General features: G+C 36.2%; 17 protein-coding genes, 2 tRNA genes and 1 pseudogene. 3 read left to right on the top strand and 17 right to left on the bottom strand.

Annotation, left to right across the window (positions count from 1 at the left end):
* Positions 1 to 127: 127 nt before the first annotated feature.
* From D8862_RS09110 to D8862_RS09035, 17 genes and pseudogenes are all read right to left on the bottom strand, one after another.
* Positions 128 to 199, bottom strand: a tRNA-Glu gene (locus D8862_RS09110).
* Positions 200 to 267: 68 nt separating this feature from the next.
* Positions 268 to 565, bottom strand: a pseudogene (locus tag D8862_RS09105) (hypothetical protein).
* Between the two features lie 119 nt (positions 566 to 684).
* Positions 685 to 2643, bottom strand: a complete 1959-nt coding sequence (gene ftsH / locus D8862_RS09100; protein ID WP_125450112.1) for an ATP-dependent zinc metalloprotease FtsH — start codon at positions 2641 to 2643, stop codon at positions 685 to 687.
* 15 nt (positions 2644 to 2658) lie between these two features.
* Entirely contained in the window at positions 2659 to 3201 is a 543-nt protein-coding gene (hpt, locus tag D8862_RS09095; RefSeq protein ID WP_125450110.1) for a hypoxanthine phosphoribosyltransferase, read from the bottom strand.
* Positions 3202 to 3205: 4 nt separating this feature from the next.
* Positions 3206 to 4483 carry a tRNA lysidine(34) synthetase TilS gene (tilS, locus tag D8862_RS09090; RefSeq protein ID WP_125450108.1) on the bottom strand — a complete coding sequence of 426 codons (1278 nt, stop codon included), beginning with the start codon at positions 4481 to 4483 and terminating at the stop codon, positions 3206 to 3208.
* Positions 4480 to 5751 carry a serine hydrolase gene (locus D8862_RS09085; protein WP_125450106.1) on the bottom strand — a complete coding sequence of 424 codons (1272 nt, stop codon included), beginning with the start codon at positions 5749 to 5751 and terminating at the stop codon, positions 4480 to 4482. Before D8862_RS09085 ends, tilS begins: the two co-directional genes overlap by 4 nt.
* Positions 5744 to 5866, bottom strand: a complete 123-nt coding sequence (locus D8862_RS09770; protein ID WP_000429343.1) for an SP_0009 family protein — start codon at positions 5864 to 5866, stop codon at positions 5744 to 5746. The genes D8862_RS09085 and D8862_RS09770 overlap by 8 nt, the downstream gene beginning before the upstream one ends.
* 4 nt (positions 5867 to 5870) lie before the next feature.
* Positions 5871 to 6239 carry a septum formation initiator family protein gene (locus D8862_RS09080; RefSeq protein WP_125450104.1) on the bottom strand — a complete coding sequence of 123 codons (369 nt, stop codon included), beginning with the start codon at positions 6237 to 6239 and terminating at the stop codon, positions 5871 to 5873.
* Positions 6232 to 6498 carry an RNA-binding S4 domain-containing protein gene (locus D8862_RS09075; RefSeq protein ID WP_001234973.1) on the bottom strand — a complete coding sequence of 89 codons (267 nt, stop codon included), beginning with the start codon at positions 6496 to 6498 and terminating at the stop codon, positions 6232 to 6234. The genes D8862_RS09080 and D8862_RS09075 overlap by 8 nt, the downstream gene beginning before the upstream one ends.
* Before the next feature lie 57 nt (positions 6499 to 6555).
* Entirely contained in the window at positions 6556 to 10059 is a 3504-nt protein-coding gene (gene mfd / locus D8862_RS09070; protein ID WP_125450102.1) for a transcription-repair coupling factor, read from the bottom strand.
* Positions 10060 to 10629, bottom strand: coding sequence for an aminoacyl-tRNA hydrolase (gene pth, locus D8862_RS09065; protein WP_125450100.1), 570 nt, complete (start codon positions 10627 to 10629; stop codon positions 10060 to 10062).
* Between the two features lie 73 nt (positions 10630 to 10702).
* Positions 10703 to 11818: a redox-regulated ATPase YchF gene (ychF, locus tag D8862_RS09060; protein WP_125450098.1), complete on the bottom strand. Its 1116-nt coding sequence runs from the start codon at positions 11816 to 11818 to the stop codon at positions 10703 to 10705.
* A gap of 84 nt (positions 11819 to 11902) precedes the next feature.
* Positions 11903 to 12097, bottom strand: a complete 195-nt coding sequence (locus D8862_RS09055) for a DUF951 domain-containing protein (protein WP_000285183.1) — start codon at positions 12095 to 12097, stop codon at positions 11903 to 11905.
* Positions 12098 to 12161: 64 nt separating this feature from the next.
* Complete coding sequence (gene dnaN, locus D8862_RS09050; protein ID WP_125450096.1) at positions 12162 to 13298, bottom strand: DNA polymerase III subunit beta; 1137 nt, start codon at positions 13296 to 13298, stop codon at positions 12162 to 12164.
* 159 nt (positions 13299 to 13457) lie between these two features.
* Positions 13458 to 14819, bottom strand: coding sequence for a chromosomal replication initiator protein DnaA (dnaA, locus tag D8862_RS09045; RefSeq protein ID WP_125450094.1), 1362 nt, complete (start codon positions 14817 to 14819; stop codon positions 13458 to 13460).
* 223 nt (positions 14820 to 15042) lie between these two features.
* A complete protein-coding gene (locus tag D8862_RS09040; protein ID WP_038804784.1) occupies positions 15043 to 15801 on the bottom strand; it encodes a ParB/RepB/Spo0J family partition protein in 759 nt (252 codons plus the stop codon).
* A 57-nt stretch (positions 15802 to 15858) separates the two neighbouring features.
* Positions 15859 to 17049, bottom strand: coding sequence for a serine protease HtrA (locus D8862_RS09035; protein WP_038804782.1), 1191 nt, complete (start codon positions 17047 to 17049; stop codon positions 15859 to 15861).
* A 183-nt stretch (positions 17050 to 17232) separates the two neighbouring features.
* Between D8862_RS09035 and rlmH the strand changes: the two genes are divergently transcribed.
* From rlmH to comC, 3 genes are all read left to right on the top strand, one after another.
* Positions 17233 to 17712 carry a 23S rRNA (pseudouridine(1915)-N(3))-methyltransferase RlmH gene (rlmH, locus tag D8862_RS09030; protein WP_038804781.1) on the top strand — a complete coding sequence of 160 codons (480 nt, stop codon included), beginning with the start codon at positions 17233 to 17235 and terminating at the stop codon, positions 17710 to 17712.
* A gap of 43 nt (positions 17713 to 17755) precedes the next feature.
* Positions 17756 to 17829: transfer RNA gene (locus D8862_RS09025), tRNA-Arg, on the top strand.
* A gap of 166 nt (positions 17830 to 17995) precedes the next feature.
* On the top strand, positions 17996 to 18071 hold a 76-nt coding region (gene comC, locus D8862_RS09020), incomplete at its 3' end, for a competence-stimulating peptide ComC (protein WP_125450114.1).

Here is an 18071-nt window from a genome sequence, read left to right as displayed (position 1 = left end):
AGTTTTCAAAGGTCTTTGTCACTCAATCTCTCTCAAGCGACAACTATATTAGTATATCACAGCTGCTGATCTATGTCAACACTTTTTTGAAACTTTTTTTACTTTTTTCGTCCCTGCGATACACCCATAGTCCGTACGGGATTCGAACCCGTGTTACCGCCGTGAAAAGGCGGTGTCTTAACCCCTTGACCAACGGACCTGGAGTTTTTCAACTCTTTCTATTATACCTACTTTTTTTCCTTTGTCAAGGGATTCTTTTGACTATTTTTACCTAAAATCACTGAATACGATACTTAATTCTCTCAGAAGGGATTTTCTACCTTTGAAACATTCTCCTCCCATTAGACGGTCAAGTTGTTCTTGTTTTTCTTTACTCTGACTTGCTCTGTAATTCCTTAGCAGTTCATGAAAGAGATAGTAATCATCTAGTCTCAGTCCTTAGCTCATACAAGCACATCATACCCTCCTGATCCCAGTCCTCTTTCTCCCACAGATGTAGATGGTATTCTTTGCGGCACTTGTTTACAATCCCTTTACTTTCTTCGTATAATTCTTTCATTTTCATAGACCTCTCCTTTCTGCATTTAGTTTAACAAAATGCATCAAGCCTTTGATCTACTTCTCCTCTTCTGTACTTCTCGTTGCCTCAACTGCATATAAAAAGAGAGGCATGGCCTCTCTAGGTTATTTTTCTTCACTCATTTTTGATTTTACTTCATCATAAGATAGGGCATGGGATTCCTCTTCTACATTCTCAGGCATTTTTCCTGTTTCGTAAAGAGATTTAATTTGTGTACTATCCAATGTTTCGTATTTCAACAATGCTTCTGCAATCAGTTTGTGGGTTTCACGATTTGATTGAATAATTTCAGCTGCTTTATTCCGTGCTTCATTTAATAATGAACGAACTTCCTCATCAATCTCATAGGCTGTTTGCTCTGAAATTGATTTTTGAGGACTTTGTGCACCAAACATAGCATGGTTACCTTCGTATTGAACTGGGCCAAGTTTTTCACTCATACCGTATTCAGTGACCATTGCACGCGCCATCTGTGTAGCTTGTTCAAAGTCATTTGAAGCTCCTGTCGTTTGGACATTAAAGATAATTTCCTCAGCTACACGACCACCCATCAAACCTGCCAATTGCTCTTTCATGTCTTCTTTAGATAGAAGCATTTGATCCTCTTTAGGAAGTGCAATCATGTAACCACCTGCACGTCCACGTGGTACAATGGTAACTTTATGAACAACACGGGCATTCGACAAGACTAAACCAACAATGGTATGTCCAGCCTCATGATAGGCAACCAATTCACGTTCTCTTTGTGATACTGTTTTATCTTTCTTAGATGGTCCAGCAATCACTCTGTCCTCTGCCTCATCAATATCTGAAGCATCAATGACTGACTTGTTGCGACGAGCTGCAACCAAGGCTGCCTCATTTAGAACATTTTCCAAGTCAGCTCCCACAAAACCTGGGGTTTGTTGGGCAACTAATTTCAAATCAACATCTTCTGCTAGAGGTTTATTTTTAGCGTGAACTTTCAAGATTGCTTCACGACCTTTAACATCAGGACGGCCAACCAAGACTTTTCTATCAAAACGTCCCGGGCGTAGTAGCGCAGGATCGAGGACATCTGAACGGTTTGTCGCAGCGATAACGATAATTCCTTCATTTCCCTCAAAACCATCCATTTCAATCAAGAGCTGGTTCAAGGTTTGCTCACGTTCATCATTTCCTCCGCCGAGTCCGACACCACGTTGGCGACCAACAGCATCAATTTCATCGATAAAGATAATGGCTGGTGCTGCTTTTTTTGCATCCTCAAAAAGAGAACGAACACGGCTTGCACCAACTCCGACAAACATTTCTACAAAGTCAGATCCTGAGATGCTAAAGAATGGAACTCCTGCTTCTCCAGCAACTGCCTTAGCAAGTAAAGTTTTACCTGTCCCGGGAGGCCCCTCCAAAAGAACACCCGCAGGAATACGCGCACCAAGCTTTGTAAATCGTTTTGGATCTTTTAGGAATTCAACAACTTCGACTAATTCTTGTTTTTCTTCCTCGGCACCTGCAACATCTGAGAATCGTACCTTGATATCTTCTTTGTTAGCAGCTTTGGCCTTGCTACGTCCAAAACTCATTGGATTTCGACTATTATTTCCTCCCATATTTCCCATCATAGAAAATAGGAAGAAGAAGAGAATAGCAAATGGCACAACAGAGACAAGGATATTGATCCACATACCACTTGAACTCTCATGTTTAACCGTTACCTCAGCCTGATGTTCAGAAGCAAGTTTTTGCAATTCTGAAACTGTTGAATCCGACGGAAGAATGGTACTTGAGAATCTTTCTACTTTTGTAGCAGTAGGAGTGAAAAATTGAATCCCTGTTTCTTCTTTACTAGTCTTAGGATTTTTATAAACACCAGACACCTCAATGATGCTACCATTTGGCTGATAGGTCAATTCTTTTACATTGTCTGCTGTAATTTCTTTTACCAATTCTGTATAGTTAATTTTTTCGCTTCGTCCAGCAGTATTTCCAGAGTAAAAATACTGGAACCCTGTCACAAGGAAGAAGATAATTAACAAGTATAGAAATGGATTTCTAACTAAACCATTATTTTGTTTTTTCATTAAAGAATGCTCTTTCTAATTTGAATAAACTTCCTCTTTTAATACTCCAACATAAGGAAGGTTACGATAATTTTCTTTATAGTCCAAACCATAACCTACTACAAACTCATTTGGAATAGTGAAGCAAGTATAATCTGCTTCAATTTCAACAACACGTCCCTCTGGTTTGTCCAACAAAGTCGCAATTTTAACAGAAGCTGCTTCTCTTGCAATAAACATATCTTTCAAATTCTTCAAAGTTTGACCTGTATCGATGATATCCTCTACAAATAGAATATGTCTTCCCTTGATATCTTGAGTTACGTCTTGCTTGATATTGATCACACCACTACTTGCTGTTCCACCATGGTAGCTAGATACCATCATGAAGTCCATCTCAATATGCGTATCAATATGTTTGACCAATTCAGCTATAAAAGGAATCGATCCTTTCAAAATTCCAACAAGAATTGGATTTTTTCCCTCATAATCTTTGGCTAATTGTGCACCTAGCTTTTTAGCTGCTTCTGTAATTTCATCATGTGAAATGAGGATTTTTTTAATATCGTGTTCTAACATCTTTTTACCTATCTATTTTTTCTATATAAAGTACAGTGTTCATTATATCATTTTTCGTGTTTTTACTCAAATCACTGATAGCAATTCCCAAAATTGAGACAATTTCTCCAAATTGCTCAATAATAGGAGTTGTTTCCCGTTTTTCAATAGGGATTTTCAAATCTATAAATAAGCGTCTCAGTTTCTTTCGATGACCATTTATAAGCAGAACATCACCAGGTTTTCGATATCTAATATGTACAGATGTTTCCCGTGAAACCATTATTTTTTGAACAGCATCCCCTTCAATAGGAATGCCAAAGGAAAATAAATAGCCCTTATGTCGAACTTGATTTTGATAGTGTAACACAAGTTCATCTTCCTTTTCATCAGCCTGAGGACTGATTTTGCAAACTCGAAAATTTTGATACTCTTTTATCAATTCGTAACCATTTTTCAGTGGGTGACGATACTGACTTTTCCTTGCTAAAATCTGTCTAACTTCATCAAACTGAGCCTTTGTAAGATTTAAGTCAGGAAATTGATTGAGATAGTTCTGGAGCAAGACCCCTTGAGTTTGTTTTGAGTATGAAAAGAGCTCATTCAAATCTTCTACATCAATCTGTTCAGAAAGCTCCGTTATGGCTGCTTGGTAGTCTGAAATCTCACTTCTTAGATTTAAAAGAGCGGATCTAAGGCGGGGATTTTCTTTTTCAAGTTCTGGTAAATACCTATTTCGAATACGATTGCGAAAATAGCTGTTCTCACGATTTGTTTGATCTTCGAAATGAAAAATTGGTGGAAAATCCTTTTTGTGAAAATGCAGCAAGGGACGGATGATTTCAATATCATCAACTACTTGACTTTCTTTTATTCCTATTAAATGACGTAACCGACTTCCGCGAATGAACCGCATCAAAATGGTTTCAACCTGATCATCTGCATGGTGGGCAGTGACCAAGGCTGTCGCCCCAACCTCTTTCATGATTTTCCTAAAAAAATCATAACGAAACTCTCGAGCACGCGCTTCTGAAAAGTCTCCTGAAAAGCTTGTGATACAAATAGGAAGTCCAGCTACATCAGCTAACTTCCTTAGTTCATTCTCCTCCCAGTCAGACTCACTTCTCTGCTTGTGATTGACATGAGCTAAAATCAGCTTGATTTCCAACTCTTCTTGATAGGTGGACAGTAGATGGAATAAAAACATTGAATCCAGTCCACCAGACAGAGCCAACACGACTTTAGAATGTTTTTTGAAATACTCTTTTCGGAGAAAATGATTTAAAAAATCCTGCTCCCTCATTTTAGAACCTCATAGACATCCTTGGCTATTTTAGCAATAGTGTCATAATCAGAATTTTTGGTGAAAATGGAAAGAACGAAAGGAGAGTCCGTATAAACAATCGCAGTGTCATGTTTAAACTCATCCGCATCTCCGATTTTATGAGCTACCTTAACCGAAACACCTTTCGCAATTCGTTGGTTATCAAAATTCGTTTTGCCTAGAGACTCTAAAACAAAACCATTCTGATTATAAATAGCCTCCATGACTTTTCCAGCCATTTTTGAAGAAGTTAATTTATCATTCACATCCCAATCTTCACCCATAATGGTGGACATTTTTTCTTTAAAAGCCCCGTCAGATTGATTGGTCACATAATAACCTAAAATATTATGAGCAACGTTGTCAGACTCTTTTGTTATCTTGGTAATTAACTGTTGGAGACTGTAATCTTTGTTGTCTTCTTTTTTAGGTAAACTACCACTACCTTCTGGTTTATAGGATCCAGGGAAATTATTCACTTCTGAGACATACTTGAAGCTACTGTCCAGCGTATAGTCACCTTTATTTATCTTATCTTGAGCATAATAAAGGTAGGCTAGTTTCAAGATGCTAGCTGCATAGAGTTTGCTTTCTTCATTCACCCCAGCCTCTTTACCTGTACTCAGTTGTTTAACATAAATAGAATAATTTTCATTCTGATAGTTGTTTGACAAGACTTCTTGAACCTTCTGGATACGATTATCTTCTTCTGAAACAAACTCTTTTGATATCCACCCAACTTGATCAATATGAAGAAATTCTTGTCCCTCAACAAAGAGGGTTCTATCTACTGTTACGCGTTGATAGGGAGAGAGGGATGAAGAAATTTCTTTAGCACCATAAGGACTGTTATAGATAACAAACCCCGGTTCCAACCATACTTGTCTATTTTGAATTTGAACTTGACTTTGATCATAGACTAAACGCTTATCTGCAACGATAAACTGATGATTGTTTAATTTAAAAACAGGAATACCTTGTCTATTCAAACGCCATTCTACGATTTTAAAGGTGGTTCCAGAAGTCAATTTTCCAGACTCCTTTACAAGATCTTCATTAGCATAGACAGCTGTTTCTCCATAAACCATTGGCGATTCAAGGGGTTCTTTATAGTAGAATCCATGATCAGACTCAGTTAGATAATAAATTTCTTGTGAAGAGTAAGGGAGCTGTTTTTCTGTGCTAACTACTCTTGAAGTTATGATAAAAACAGATAGTAGTGATAACACTACTAAGAACTTACGCATTCTTCTCTTCCCTTTCTTCTTGTAATCGTAATAAATGGTTTTTAGCTGCCAATTCCTCTAATTTTTCATCTGATAAACTTAAAAATTGCTCAACAACTTCTAATAAATTTTCCATGACATTACCTCGGAAGCAAATCAGGAATCGTGTAAATTGCTTCTCGTTTCTTTGAGTAATAGTACTTGGCGCGTGCATATTTTGCTACATAGTCTTCATCTTTCAACTTTGCAGCAAAAGCAGATTCCTTATCCTTTTCATCACTAAGAGTTTGGTATTGTTCTTTCAACTCTGTCAATTGCTGACGACGTTGCAATAACTGATTATAGCTTTGGACCAAGTTATAAGTTGGTAAAATAAACAACAAAATCATCAAAATAAGGACCCAACCCATAAAACGATTCCTCTTTTGTCTCTCCTTCATCAGGTAACGACGACGTTGGTGTTCATTTTGAATAAAAGAATTATTCATCTGTACAATATTTTTAGACATTTTCTTCTACCCGTGTTTCACTGATAATTTCATACATGCCAGCTGCATCTTCTTTTTTTGTACTATCTTTCATCTCCAGTACTTTAACAAGCAACAACTTATTTCCAAAGCGAATTTCAACTTGGTCATCAACTTTCAAATCCGTTGAACTTTTGGCCAAGATTCCATTTACCTTGATTCTACCTTTATCTGCTACTTCCTTTGCGACTGTACGACGCTTAATAATTCGTGATACTTTTAAATACTTGTCTAATCTCATTTTTATTACCTCAAATTATTATTGTACCATTTTTATCCCTTTTATAGAAGAAAAACGTCAAAGAGAATTAGCTTTCTTTGATTCTTTTATCTCTACTAAACTTTCTCCAAAAATCAGAAGACCTTCTAAAATTTCATAATCCTTCTTGTTTCGGACATCAAATACAACTTCCATTAATCCCTTATTCTCAGCTATAGCTGCCTTTAAGTTTGTTGCAGATAAGGCTTTAAAATAATCTTGAGCTAAGAACAGCCGCTGAGTAATTGTTTCAAATTGAACTGTAATCTTATTTTCTTTTCTTTCCACACGTTCTACAAAGACCTTATCCAAGTAAGATTTGACCAAACCAATCTCTAAAAGATATGCTACTACATCTGGATATTCTCCAAAGCGGTCCATCAACTCTTCTTGTAATTCTTCATAGTTGACACGATTGTCAATTTGACGAATTTTCTTGTAAATTTCAATCTTATGTCGTTGGTCTGAAATATAAGTATCAGGAAGATAAGCATCAATTTGTAAAATCAACTCAGCATTTCCTTTGGTTCTTGTATTCCCATTGCCGTTACGTTTAGCAATAGCTTCCTCTAATAACTGCGAATACAATTCAAAACCAACAGAATCAATGAAACCAGACTGCGATTTTCCTAATAGATTTCCTGCTCCACGAATTGAAAGATCTCGCATAGCAATCTTAAATCCTGAGCCCAATTCCGTAAACCCTTTGATTGCTTCTAATCTCTTCTCAGAGACTTCACTGATTGATTTTTCTGGACGATACATGAGATAGGCATAGGCAATGCGATTACTCCGACCAACTCTCCCTCTTAATTGATACAAGGTTGACAAGCCCATATGGTCCGCATTTTCAATAAATAAGGTATTGGCATTTGGAATATCAACTCCTGTCTCAATAATGGTAGTTGTCACCAAAATATCATACTGACCTTCAATAAAGTCCAGTAGAGTATTTTCTAACTGAATTTCACTCATTTGCCCATGAACATAACCAATTGAAGCCTCTGGAATCAACTCCTGTAATTCTGAAACCTTCTTGTCAATCGTGTCAACTTTATTGTAAAGATAGTAAACTTGACCTCCACGCTCCATTTCACGCAAGACAGCATCACGAATCACACTGTCATTCTTTTCTAAAACATAGGTTTGAACCGGATAGCGATTGGTTGGAGGAGTTTCAATAACAGACAAATCTCGGATTCCCAGCATAGACATATGAAGGGTTCGAGGGATTGGTGTTGCTGTCAAGGTTAGAACATCTACTTGTTTTTTCAGTTCTTTCAAAGTTTCCTTATGCTTGACACCAAATCGTTGTTCCTCATCAATAATCATCAAGCCCAAATCAGAAAACACAACATCTTTAGACAAAACACGATGGGTTCCAATCAAAATATCAACTTGACCATTCTTTAATTTTTCAAGTGTCTCTGCCTGCTCTTTTTTACTTCTAAAGCGACTCAACACATCAATATTAACTGCAAAATTTTGGAATCTTTCCTTAAAATTCGTATAGTGTTGTTGTGCTAAAACCGTCGTCGGAACTAGAACGACAACCTGTTTGTGATCATTGACAGCCTTAAATGCTGCACGCATTGCAACTTCAGTCTTCCCAAAACCAACATCCCCAACTAAAAGTCGATCCATGGGGTGAGAATCCTGCATATCTCTCTTAATTTCCTCAATACTACGAAGTTGATCATCCGTTTCAACATAAGGGAAGGCATCATCAAAAGCATGTTGATCATCATCATCAGCTGAGAAAGCAAAACCCTTCAACTGACTACGTTCAGAATAGAGTTTGATTAAATCGTCAGCTATATCCTCTACCTGGTTCTTAACTTTTTGCTTGGCCTTTTTAAAATGACCGTCATTTAATTTATTAAGTTTTGGCGCTTTACCATCACTTGAAACATATTTAGACAGTAACTGAATCTGCTCTACTGGGATGGAGATTTGATCCCCATTTTGATATTGAACACTGACATAATCACGGTGAATCCCTTTGATTTCAATTGTTTCAATGCCTAGATATTGACCAATTCCATGGATATGGTGAACAACGTAGTCCCCTTTTTCAAGTTCATTATAATCTTTTAAGCGCTCTGCATTTGACGTATGTTGTCTTCGAAAACGACGTTTTAATTTCTTTTGAAAAATCTCATGTTCAGTAATCAGGAGGATTTTTTCATCTACAAAATGAAAACCATGTCTTAGATTACCCTCGATCAAATTTACAGATTCTTTACAGATACTTGACTTATCTCTGAAATCCAGTTTGATCTGATATTCCTCTAAAACATCCTCCAATGTTTTACTTCCCATTGAATTGCTAGACTGCAAGATAATAGTGTAGTCCATTTTTTTATATCGCTCAATTTCTTCTTTAAGAAAAGAAAATTGATTGAAAAACTCCTGCATAGGATATTGATTAAATTGGTAAATGTGATCAAACTTGAGATTTCCTAAACCCTTTTGAAGATTAGAGAAAAAGGTCACTGGACTTTGTTTTTTATAGATTTGCTCTGTATCTGCAAAATACTGCATCTCAGAAAATGATTTACCATTCTGTAAATCTTCTGTAAAGTATTGCGCTAATTCTCTTTCAAAAACTTCATACTGATTCATCAATTTTTGATAATCATCAAAGAATACTGGTGTATCTTTTTCAATATAATCAAATACAGTCCATGTTTTATCGTAACATAAGGATAAAAACTTGCGGCTATCTGAATGTACTTGTTTTTGATGAAAACTTGACAAAATCTCTTCCAAGTATGATTTTAAAATTGGTGATAAAGTCTTCGAAATTTGCTTTTCTAAAGCTGACTGACCTCGTAGATAGTCCTTTTCCCTCAAAAGCATATCACTTGCTGGAAAGATGGTGAGTTCTGTTTGATTTTCTTTTGATAATTGTGTCTCTACTTCGAAAGTCCGAATTCCATCTACTTCATCACCAAAAAACTCAATTCGAAAAGGTTCTAACTGAGACATTTCAAAAATATCTAAAATATCTCCTCGAATACTAAACTCCCCCTGAGTCTGTACTTGTGTAACTTTGCGATAGCCTATTTCCTTTAATTTGTTAAGAAGGTCATGTTGATCATATTCTTCACCAACCGCAATCTTTATAATACTTTCTTTAAATCCAGTTGGAGAAGGTAAAATTAATCGACTTGCTGCGATATTACAAACTAAAATCCCTTTCTTAGATGAATCAGTTAAAAAACGCAAGGCTTCAACTCTGGAAATGATTTTTTCTTGTGAAGACATCAAAAACTCTACCATAGGAGAGTCGTCTACCAAAAATGGATAGACAAATTCCTCTCCTAAGATAGAAAGAAGATCACTGATAATTCGTTCCGCTTCTCCATAAGTCGATGTCAATAATACAATCTTATTTTCTTTTTTTAGACTACTTGCAATTGCAAGAGCCTTGGTAGAAGTTGACAGACCTAGTATTAGTTGTCTTTTCTTATCTGTAAGATTTTGATGCCATTTTTTTATCTGATTATTTTCTGAGAATAAATCTAATAAAGTCACCATTTAGCCGTTATACCTCTGCATTGTTTTCTCAAAGTTTTTTTCTTGTAAATAGTAATTTACAGCATCGTCAACCTTGTCAATTGACTGTAAAATACCTACATAGTCATCCTGATCAAACTTACTTAAAACATGGTGAACAACTGACATACCTTTTTTAGGTCTGCCAATACCTATTTTAACACGGTTAAAGACCTGAGTACCTATATGTTGAATAATAGACTTGATACCATTATGGCCACCTGCTGAGCCCTTTGATCTTAAACGAATTTTCCCAACTTCCATGTCAAGATCGTCATAAATAACGAGTAAATCTTCAATATCCAAACCATAGTAAGTCAATAAAGCATGAACTGCTTTTCCACTTTCATTCATAAATGTTGTTGGTTTGACGAAATAAATTTTTTCTCCATTGAAGAAAAAAGATGCTAGGTCAGCTTGAAATATCTTGTCGTGTGTAAAGGTGACATTTTGTTTTTTAGCTAGTTGGTCAATCAACATAAAGCCAACATTGTGTTTGGTTTCAAAATATTTATCCCCTGGATTTCCCAATCCTACAAGTAATTTGGTCATTTATTTTTCCTTTCAAAAGCCAAAAGGGTTGGAATTTTTTTCCAACCTAATTGACACTATTTGTTAAATGTTATTAGACATTAAAGCGGAATTCCATGATATCGCCATCTTGAACGATATATTCTTTTCCTTCTTCACGCAAGCGCCCAGCTTCTTTTACAGCCTTTTCAGATCCGTATTTCACTAGATCCTCATATGACATGGTTACTGCACGAATAAAGCCTTTTTCAAAGTCTGAGTGGATAATACCAGCTGCTTGAGGAGCCTTCATACCACGCTTAAAGGTCCAAGCGCGAACTTCTTTTTCACCAGCTGTGAAGTAAGTTCCAAGTCCAAGCAAGTGGTAAGCTGCACGAGTCAACTTGTCAACGCCTGATTCAGTCAAGCCAAGTGCTTCAAGAAATTCTTGCTTATCTTCATCGTCTAACTCAGAAATTTCTTCCTCAGCACGCGCTGAAATAATTACTACTTCAGCATTTTCTGTCGCTGCAAATTCACGAATTTGTTTAACATAGTCGATAGAATCTGGATCTCCAACAACATCCTCATCCACATTAGCAACATAAAGAACTGGTTTAGTCGTCAAAAGGAAAAGCCCTTTGACCACTTTCTGTTCTTCATCTGTAAATTCAATGGTACGAGCTGATTTCCCATCTTCAAGGACAGGTTTAATTTTTTGAAGAACGTTAAATTCTGCAACTGATTCCTTATCTTTTTGCGTACGTGCCATCTTTTCCACACGCGCATAGCGTTTATTTACTGACTCTAGGTCAGCAAGAATCAACTCTAGGTTAATGGTATCAATATCTGCAAGTGGATCCACAAAGGCGTCTTCACGTCCTTGCTCGCGCATAACATTTTCATCATCAAATGCACGCACAACATGAACAATCGCATCTACTTCACGGATGTTGGCCAAGAATTTATTTCCTAGACCTTCCCCTTTTGATGCTCCTTTTACAATCCCTGCAATATCTGTAAATTCAAAAGTTGTTGGAACTGTCTTTTTAGGTGTGATCATTTCAGTTAGTTTCTGTAAACGTTCATCTGGAACTTCTACCATCCCAACATTTGGATCAATAGTCGCAAATGGGTAGTTTGCCGCCTCTGCTCCTGCTTTTGTAATTGCATTAAAAAGGGTTGATTTACCAACGTTTGGCAAACCAACGATACCTGCTGTTAAAGCCATAGTTTCTCATTCTCCGTTCTCATTTCAATCCCTAACATTATAACACAAAAAGGGAAAACTTGCTAACTCCCTAACTAAGGGTTCTTAGTCAATAATCTTATTCATTTTTCGTTCAAAATCATGGCGACTCATCATAACAAGGTGGTCGCAATTGCTACATTTGATTTTTATATCTGCCCCTACACGTGTAATTTCCCAACGATTAGCTTTTTTTCCTGTTGACTTGATTGTACAAGCATGGGGCTTTTTCATCTCAACAAAATTTCCAACTTGATACATACTACTCTCCTTTTCTTTTTCGATTATAACATAAAAGAGGCGAGCTAGGCTCAACCTCTTTCACTTAATTTGTACGAACTGGTGTGATGAGCTGCATGAAGTCTTCGTCAGTATCTGCTGGCACAAGAGTAAATGGGCGAACAGCTGAAATGAAACTAATAGTGACTTTTTCGCTATTTAAAGCCTTAAGAGAATCAATCAAGTAAGTCGGGTTGAAACTAATAGTCAAATCGTCTCCAGTCACCTGCTCAGTATCGATTTCTTCATTTACTTTACCAACTTCAGGAGAATGAACATGGGCGCTAACAACACCACCTTTAATTTCAAGCTTCACGGTACCATTTTGAGTCGCACTTGATAAGAGACGTGCGCGTTCCATTGATTGACGTAAATTAACAACATCAAAAGTAATCGTAGTATTAAAGTCAGTTGGAATCAAACGATCTGTATCTGGATAGTTTCCTTCTAGTAGACGAGTGTAGAAACTAATATTTTCGCTTCTAAAGAGGATTTGATTATTGGCAAAGAAAATCTCCACTGTTTCGATATCATCTGTAAAAACAGCTGAAAATTCGCGTAGAGAGCGGCTAGGAATCACCACATCAAAATCATCGCCATTTTTTTCAAGAGTCAATTTTTTCTGGCTAAGGCGATGAGAGTCTGTCGCAACTGTTTTTAGTTCCTTGTGTTGGCTCAATACGAAGTGGACACCTGTTAAGATTGGACGACTTTCTTGCGTACTTGCAGCAAAAGCTGTTTCATTGATAATTTTCTTGAGTATTTTGGTTTCAAGAACCAAAGGAGTGCTTGCTGAAATTTCTTGAATACGTGGGTATTGTTCGCTGTCTTTTCCTTTTAGGGTAATTTCTGATTTGCCACTTGTTAAGACAATTTGTTTTTGTTCAATCTCTTTGAAATCAAGCGTTACATCTGGAAGACTAGATACAACATTGATAAAGAAAGAAGCTTCAAGAAGAATCGAACCTAAGGAAGTAATCAAAAGACCAGCATCTTCATTCTTTTGAGAAATGAAATTTTCAATAGAAATTTGACCATTGGAACCAATCAAAGTAATGCCTTCATTGGTAACATCAATTTTGATAGTTGATAAAATAGGAATAGCATTTTTTGAGCTAATTGCTCGCTTTGTGGTATTCAAGGCTTGTAGAAATAAATTTTTATTAATTGAAAAATGAATCATGGATTCTCCTTTATTTATTTTTTAGTATTAGAAGGATAATAGAAATAATAGAGTGTGTGAATTCTGTGGAAAACTGATTTCTATTTAGTAATTTCAGACTTTTAAGCTTGTTTAAAAAATGTGGATAAAAAAGATAGAAAAGGAAAAGTTATCCACAAATTATTTAATTTTCTTTTTGATTGCTTCGATTTCTAAGCGTAAATTATCGTCTTCGTCAATCAAGGATTTAATTTTAGCATGGGCATGAATAACGGTGGTGTGATCCTTTCCGCCAAATTCTTTTCCGATTTTTGGAAGACTATTATCTGTCAGTTCTCTAGCTAGATACATGGCTACTTGACGCGCTAAAACGATATTCTGAACTCGTCTCGTCCCCTTCATTTCTTTGACACTCACTCCATAAAAATTACCAACTTCAGTTTGAATTTTGTCAATTGGAATGACTAGCAGTTGGCTAACATCTTGTTTGCGAGCTCTAATAGCCTCTGCAGCAATATCAATAGTGATGTCTTTAATCTTCTTTACTCTGGCAATTAAAGTGATATCGTTAATTGCTCCTTCCAATTCTCGAACATTTGAATCAAATTGGCCAGCCAGATATTCTAGGGTATCACTCTGGAAATGGTAGTTTAAATGTTCCGTTTTACTTTGAAGAATGGCGATACGTGTCTCAAAGTCAGGAGGGGTGATATTTTGAGTCAATCCCCAGCTAAAGCGCGTGACAAGTCTTTCTTCAAGTCCTTCTAAGTGTTTAGGACTTCGGTCACTAGTCAGAACGATTTGTTTTTGATTGCTATGAAGAGCGTTGAAAGTATTGAAAAACTCTTCTTGAGTTGCAACCTTTTTGCCACTGAGAGATTGGATATCATCAATCAGTAAGAGATCAAGGCTTCGGTAAGTTTTTTTAAATTTTTCCATTTCCCCGAGCCTCAGATGCTCAAGAAAGTCGTTGATAAAACTTTCAGCAGGAATATACTTAACCCGAGCTTCAGGAATATTTTTTAGAATTTCATTTCCGATAGCATTCAGTAAGTGGGTTTTCCCTAGTCCAGGACCACCATAAATGAAAAGGGGATTATAAGTCAATGCGAGGTCTTCGGAAACAGCCAGAGCAGCAGATTTAGCCCAGATATTCCCATCTCCTTGAATAAAGTTATCAAAGGTATATTTTTCCTTCAATCCTGTTTCAGAATATGGAATAGCAAGATTGTCCTGTGAAGCAACATAATGATTGCTATTTTCAGAATCCATGACATAGGTTGAAGATTCTTCCTTAGGCTTTGTTAAGACAAATTGAGTTTTTATTTCAGTATCATAAACTTCAAAACCAGCAGCCACAATGATATCTTTGAGTTGTTTTTTCCAAACCATTTCCATTTCAGGTCTAGGTAAAAAGATAGTAGCTACATTTCCCTCCACTTTTATGAGTTCAGCAGGTGTGGCATAGAAATCGTACATGGAACGTGTCAATCTTTCTTGAGCCAATTCCAAGATTTGATTCCAAAATTGTTTTTCTTTCACCGATTATCCCCTCCTTTGCTATATTTGATGTAAAAAGGTTTACTGTTAGACTTATTTTACCATAGATGCTAGCATTTTTCCACAATCTGTGGAAAAGAATCCACAATGTTTACACTTTTTATCCACAGGTTGGGGATAAGTGAGGGATTTCCTTGAATTCTTTGGTTTTTTGCTATAAAAAATAGTGGATAAATTTGTGGGTTGAAAAAATAAAAGAACAGCCTTATTTCAGGCTGTTGATAATTCTGTCATATTCTTCTTGGTTTGAAAAAGAAATAATAACCTTTCCAGTATCTTTTTTAGAAAGTTTAATTTCTACATTTAATCCAAGTAGTTTTTTTAATTTATCTTCCTCATCTTTGATGAAAGAATCACTTTTTTTCTGCTTCTTTTGTTTTTTCTCTGTCAGCAGTGTTTCTAACTTTCTCACAGAGATATCTTCGTTTTTGATCAATTGGAAGAAATATTCTTGTTGCTCTTTATCCAAACCAACTAGTGAACGTGCATGAGCTTGAGAAATTTTTCCATTTTCTACTTCAGATAAGATATAATCTGGTAGGGAAAGTAAACGAATAAAATTAGTGATATAAGGTCGAGATTTCCCCATTTTATCCGCTATCTCAGTGTGAGTAAATCCTTTCTCTACTAAAGATTCGTAGGCGCGTGCTTCTTCAACTGGATTCAAGTTTTCTCTCTGTAAATTCTCAATGATAGACTGAATCATCATTTCCTGATCTGAGAGGTGTTTCACAACGGCTGGAATAGAAGTCAGACCAGCCAAGAGAGAAGCCCGATATCGTCTCTCTCCTGCGAGGATTTCATAACCAATTACAGGAGATTGACGAACGATGATGGGTTGGATGACCCCATTTTCTTTGATTGACTGAGCTAATTCTTTTAATTTTTTTACATCAAATTCTTTCCGAGGTTGGTAAGGATTTTTTTGTATGTCCGAGATAGAAATCATTTCAAATTTTTCCATGGTTCTACACTAACATATCTTTTATTATATGTAAAGTTTTCTTTACACTGATGTCAATTAAGATTCTAAATCACTTGTACTTTTATCTAGCTTAACAGTTGTAGTCTCCTCTTTCCCATTTCGATAGTAGGTAATTTTAATGGTGTCTCCGATAGAATGGTTGTAAAGAGCACTCTGTAAATCTGTTGACGAAGAAATATTCTTGTCGTCAACTTTGGTAATAACGTCGTATTTTTCAAGGTGACCAGATGCAGGCATATTACTTTGAACAGATTTTACCACTACACCAGAAGTTACGCTACTTGGAATATTGAGTTTTCTAAGATCACTAGCTCCGATATTAGCTAAATTAACCATTTGAATTCCAAGAGCAGGGCGAGTCACTTTACCGTCACTTTCAAGCTGTTTAATAATATTTTGAGCATCATTTGATGGGATTGCAAAACCAAGACCTTCGACAGAGGTTCCACCATTACTTGCAATTTTACTTGATGTAATACCGATGACTTGTCCTTGAATATTTACCAGTGGACCACCAGAGTTACCAGGGTTAATGGCCGTATCTGTCTGAATAGCTTTTGTAGAAATCGCTTGACCATCTTGAGATTTTAGAGAGACATTTCGATTGAGACTTGAAATGATTCCTTGGGTAACTGTATTGGCATATTCTGATCCTAGAGGACTACCAATTGCGATTGCAGTCTCACCAACATTTAGTTTGCTAGAATCTCCAAATTCTGCTACGGTTGTGACTTTTTCTGAAGAAATTTTTACGACAGCAATATCAGAGAACGTATCAGAACCGACAATTTCACCAGGAACTTTTGTACCGTCTGCTAAACGGATATCAACTTTTGAAGCTCCTTTAATAACGTGGGTATTTGTCACAAGGTAGGCATCTTTCCCATTCTTTTTGTAAATAACACCAGAACCTTCACTTGCTACCTGTTGAGAGTCGGTATCCGTATCTGTCTCGTCATTTCCAAAAACACTATTTTGCCGATTTGCTGAATAAGTGATAACCGACACAACGGCATCTTTTACCTTATTAACGGCCTGAGTTGTTGCATTTTCATTTTTGTAGGAAGTCTGAGTAACAGTGTTTGTAGTGTTATTTGTAGCTTGATTTCCTTGTTTCTGATAAAGCTGCAATGTTACAAAACTTCCCAAGGCTCCACTCAAAAATCCTATCAGAATGATGATAAGAAAGGTAACTCCTTTTTTGTAAAATGTTTGTAAGTGTTTCATAAACGCCTCCGTTTGTTTTTTATTTGATTAAAGTATAAATCTATTAACTTAATTCAAGCTTAAAGGTAAAAGTTTTACACAAGTTGTGGATAACTTACGTTATTCTGTGAATTTACTTGTTTTTCTAGAGTTTTTTTTGTGAATAAGATGTGAAATGAAGTGTGGATATGTTAGAATAGAAGAATGAAAATAAAAATTATAACAGTTGGAAAACTGAAGGAAAAATATCTTAAAGATGGCATTGCTGAATATACTAAACGAATTTCTCGTTTTGCTACTGTAGAAATTATTGAATTAGCCGATGAAAAAACTCCAGATAAGGCAAGTGAGTCAGAAAATCACAAAATATTAGAAATAGAGGGAAATCGAATTCTTTCTAAAATTGGAGAAAGAGATTTTGTAGTTGTGTTAGCAATTGAAGGAAAAATTTTCTCCTCAGAAGAATTCAGTAGACAGCTGGAACAGGCTTCTATAAAGGGATTTTCTACCCTTACATTTATTATTGGTGGAAGTCTGGGACTATCCCCTGCTGTGAAGTATCGAGCGAATCTTTCTGTTAGTTTTGGACGTTTGACCTTGCCACATCAGTTAATGAGATTAGTTCTTGTTGAACAAATTTATCGTGCTTTTACCATTCAGCAGGGATCCCCTTATCATAAATAGAAGATTGACTTACTTCTTGTTTTTTGATAGAATGGTCATGTTAGGTCTCATAGCTCAGCTGGATAGAGCATTCGCCTTCTAAGCGAACGGTCGCAGGTTCGAATCCTGCTGGGATCAGTACATTAAAGAAAAAGCTGGGATTATTTCCCAGCTTTTTTCTTCAAAAGGTGCATTTCAGGTGTAAAAAAGTACAGTTGAGAAGAAATTTTTCTTAAGTGATCTTCATTTTGTATAATAGATTTGTAAGATAACTTACAAGAAAAACAATACAGGAGATTTCATTATGAAAAATACAGTAAAGTTGGAACAATTTAAAGAAGTAACAGAAACAGAATTGCAGGAGATTCGGGGTGGGGAAT

This window comes from Streptococcus oralis (genome assembly GCF_003942585.1).
Taxonomy (GTDB): domain Bacteria; phylum Bacillota; class Bacilli; order Lactobacillales; family Streptococcaceae; genus Streptococcus; species Streptococcus oralis_BE.
This window is presented reverse-complemented; position numbering and strand designations above follow the sequence as displayed.

Bases quoted from the DNA above. Each gene is read 5' to 3' on its own strand.
- D8862_RS09075 (WP_001234973.1), bottom strand. From the start codon at position 6,498: ATGAGATTAGACAAGTATTTAAAAGTATCACGAATTATTAAGCGTCGT.
- mfd (WP_125450102.1), bottom strand. From the start codon at position 10,059: ATGGTGACTTTATTAGATTTATTCTCAGAAAATAATCAGATAAAAAAA.
- D8862_RS09040 (WP_038804784.1), bottom strand. From the start codon at position 15,801: ATGGAAAAATTTGAAATGATTTCTATCTCGGACATACAAAAAAATCCT.
- ychF (WP_125450098.1), bottom strand. From the start codon at position 11,818: ATGGCTTTAACAGCAGGTATCGTTGGTTTGCCAAACGTTGGTAAATCA.
- dnaN (WP_125450096.1), bottom strand. From the start codon at position 13,298: ATGATTCATTTTTCAATTAATAAAAATTTATTTCTACAAGCCTTGAAT.
- D8862_RS09055 (WP_000285183.1), bottom strand. From the start codon at position 12,097: ATGTATCAAGTTGGAAATTTTGTTGAGATGAAAAAGCCCCATGCTTGT.
- ftsH (WP_125450112.1), bottom strand. From the start codon at position 2,643: ATGAAAAAACAAAATAATGGTTTAGTTAGAAATCCATTTCTATACTTG.
- tilS (WP_125450108.1), bottom strand. From the start codon at position 4,483: ATGAGGGAGCAGGATTTTTTAAATCATTTTCTCCGAAAAGAGTATTTC.
- D8862_RS09080 (WP_125450104.1), bottom strand. From the start codon at position 6,239: ATGTCTAAAAATATTGTACAGATGAATAATTCTTTTATTCAAAATGAA.
- pth (WP_125450100.1), bottom strand. From the start codon at position 10,629: ATGACCAAATTACTTGTAGGATTGGGAAATCCAGGGGATAAATATTTT.
- hpt (WP_125450110.1), bottom strand. From the start codon at position 3,201: ATGTTAGAACACGATATTAAAAAAATCCTCATTTCACATGATGAAATT.
- D8862_RS09085 (WP_125450106.1), bottom strand. From the start codon at position 5,751: ATGCGTAAGTTCTTAGTAGTGTTATCACTACTATCTGTTTTTATCATA.
- D8862_RS09770 (WP_000429343.1), bottom strand. From the start codon at position 5,866: ATGGAAAATTTATTAGAAGTTGTTGAGCAATTTTTAAGTTTATCAGAT.
- rlmH (WP_038804781.1), top strand. From the start codon at position 17,233: ATGAAAATAAAAATTATAACAGTTGGAAAACTGAAGGAAAAATATCTT.
- D8862_RS09035 (WP_038804782.1), bottom strand. From the start codon at position 17,049: ATGAAACACTTACAAACATTTTACAAAAAAGGAGTTACCTTTCTTATC.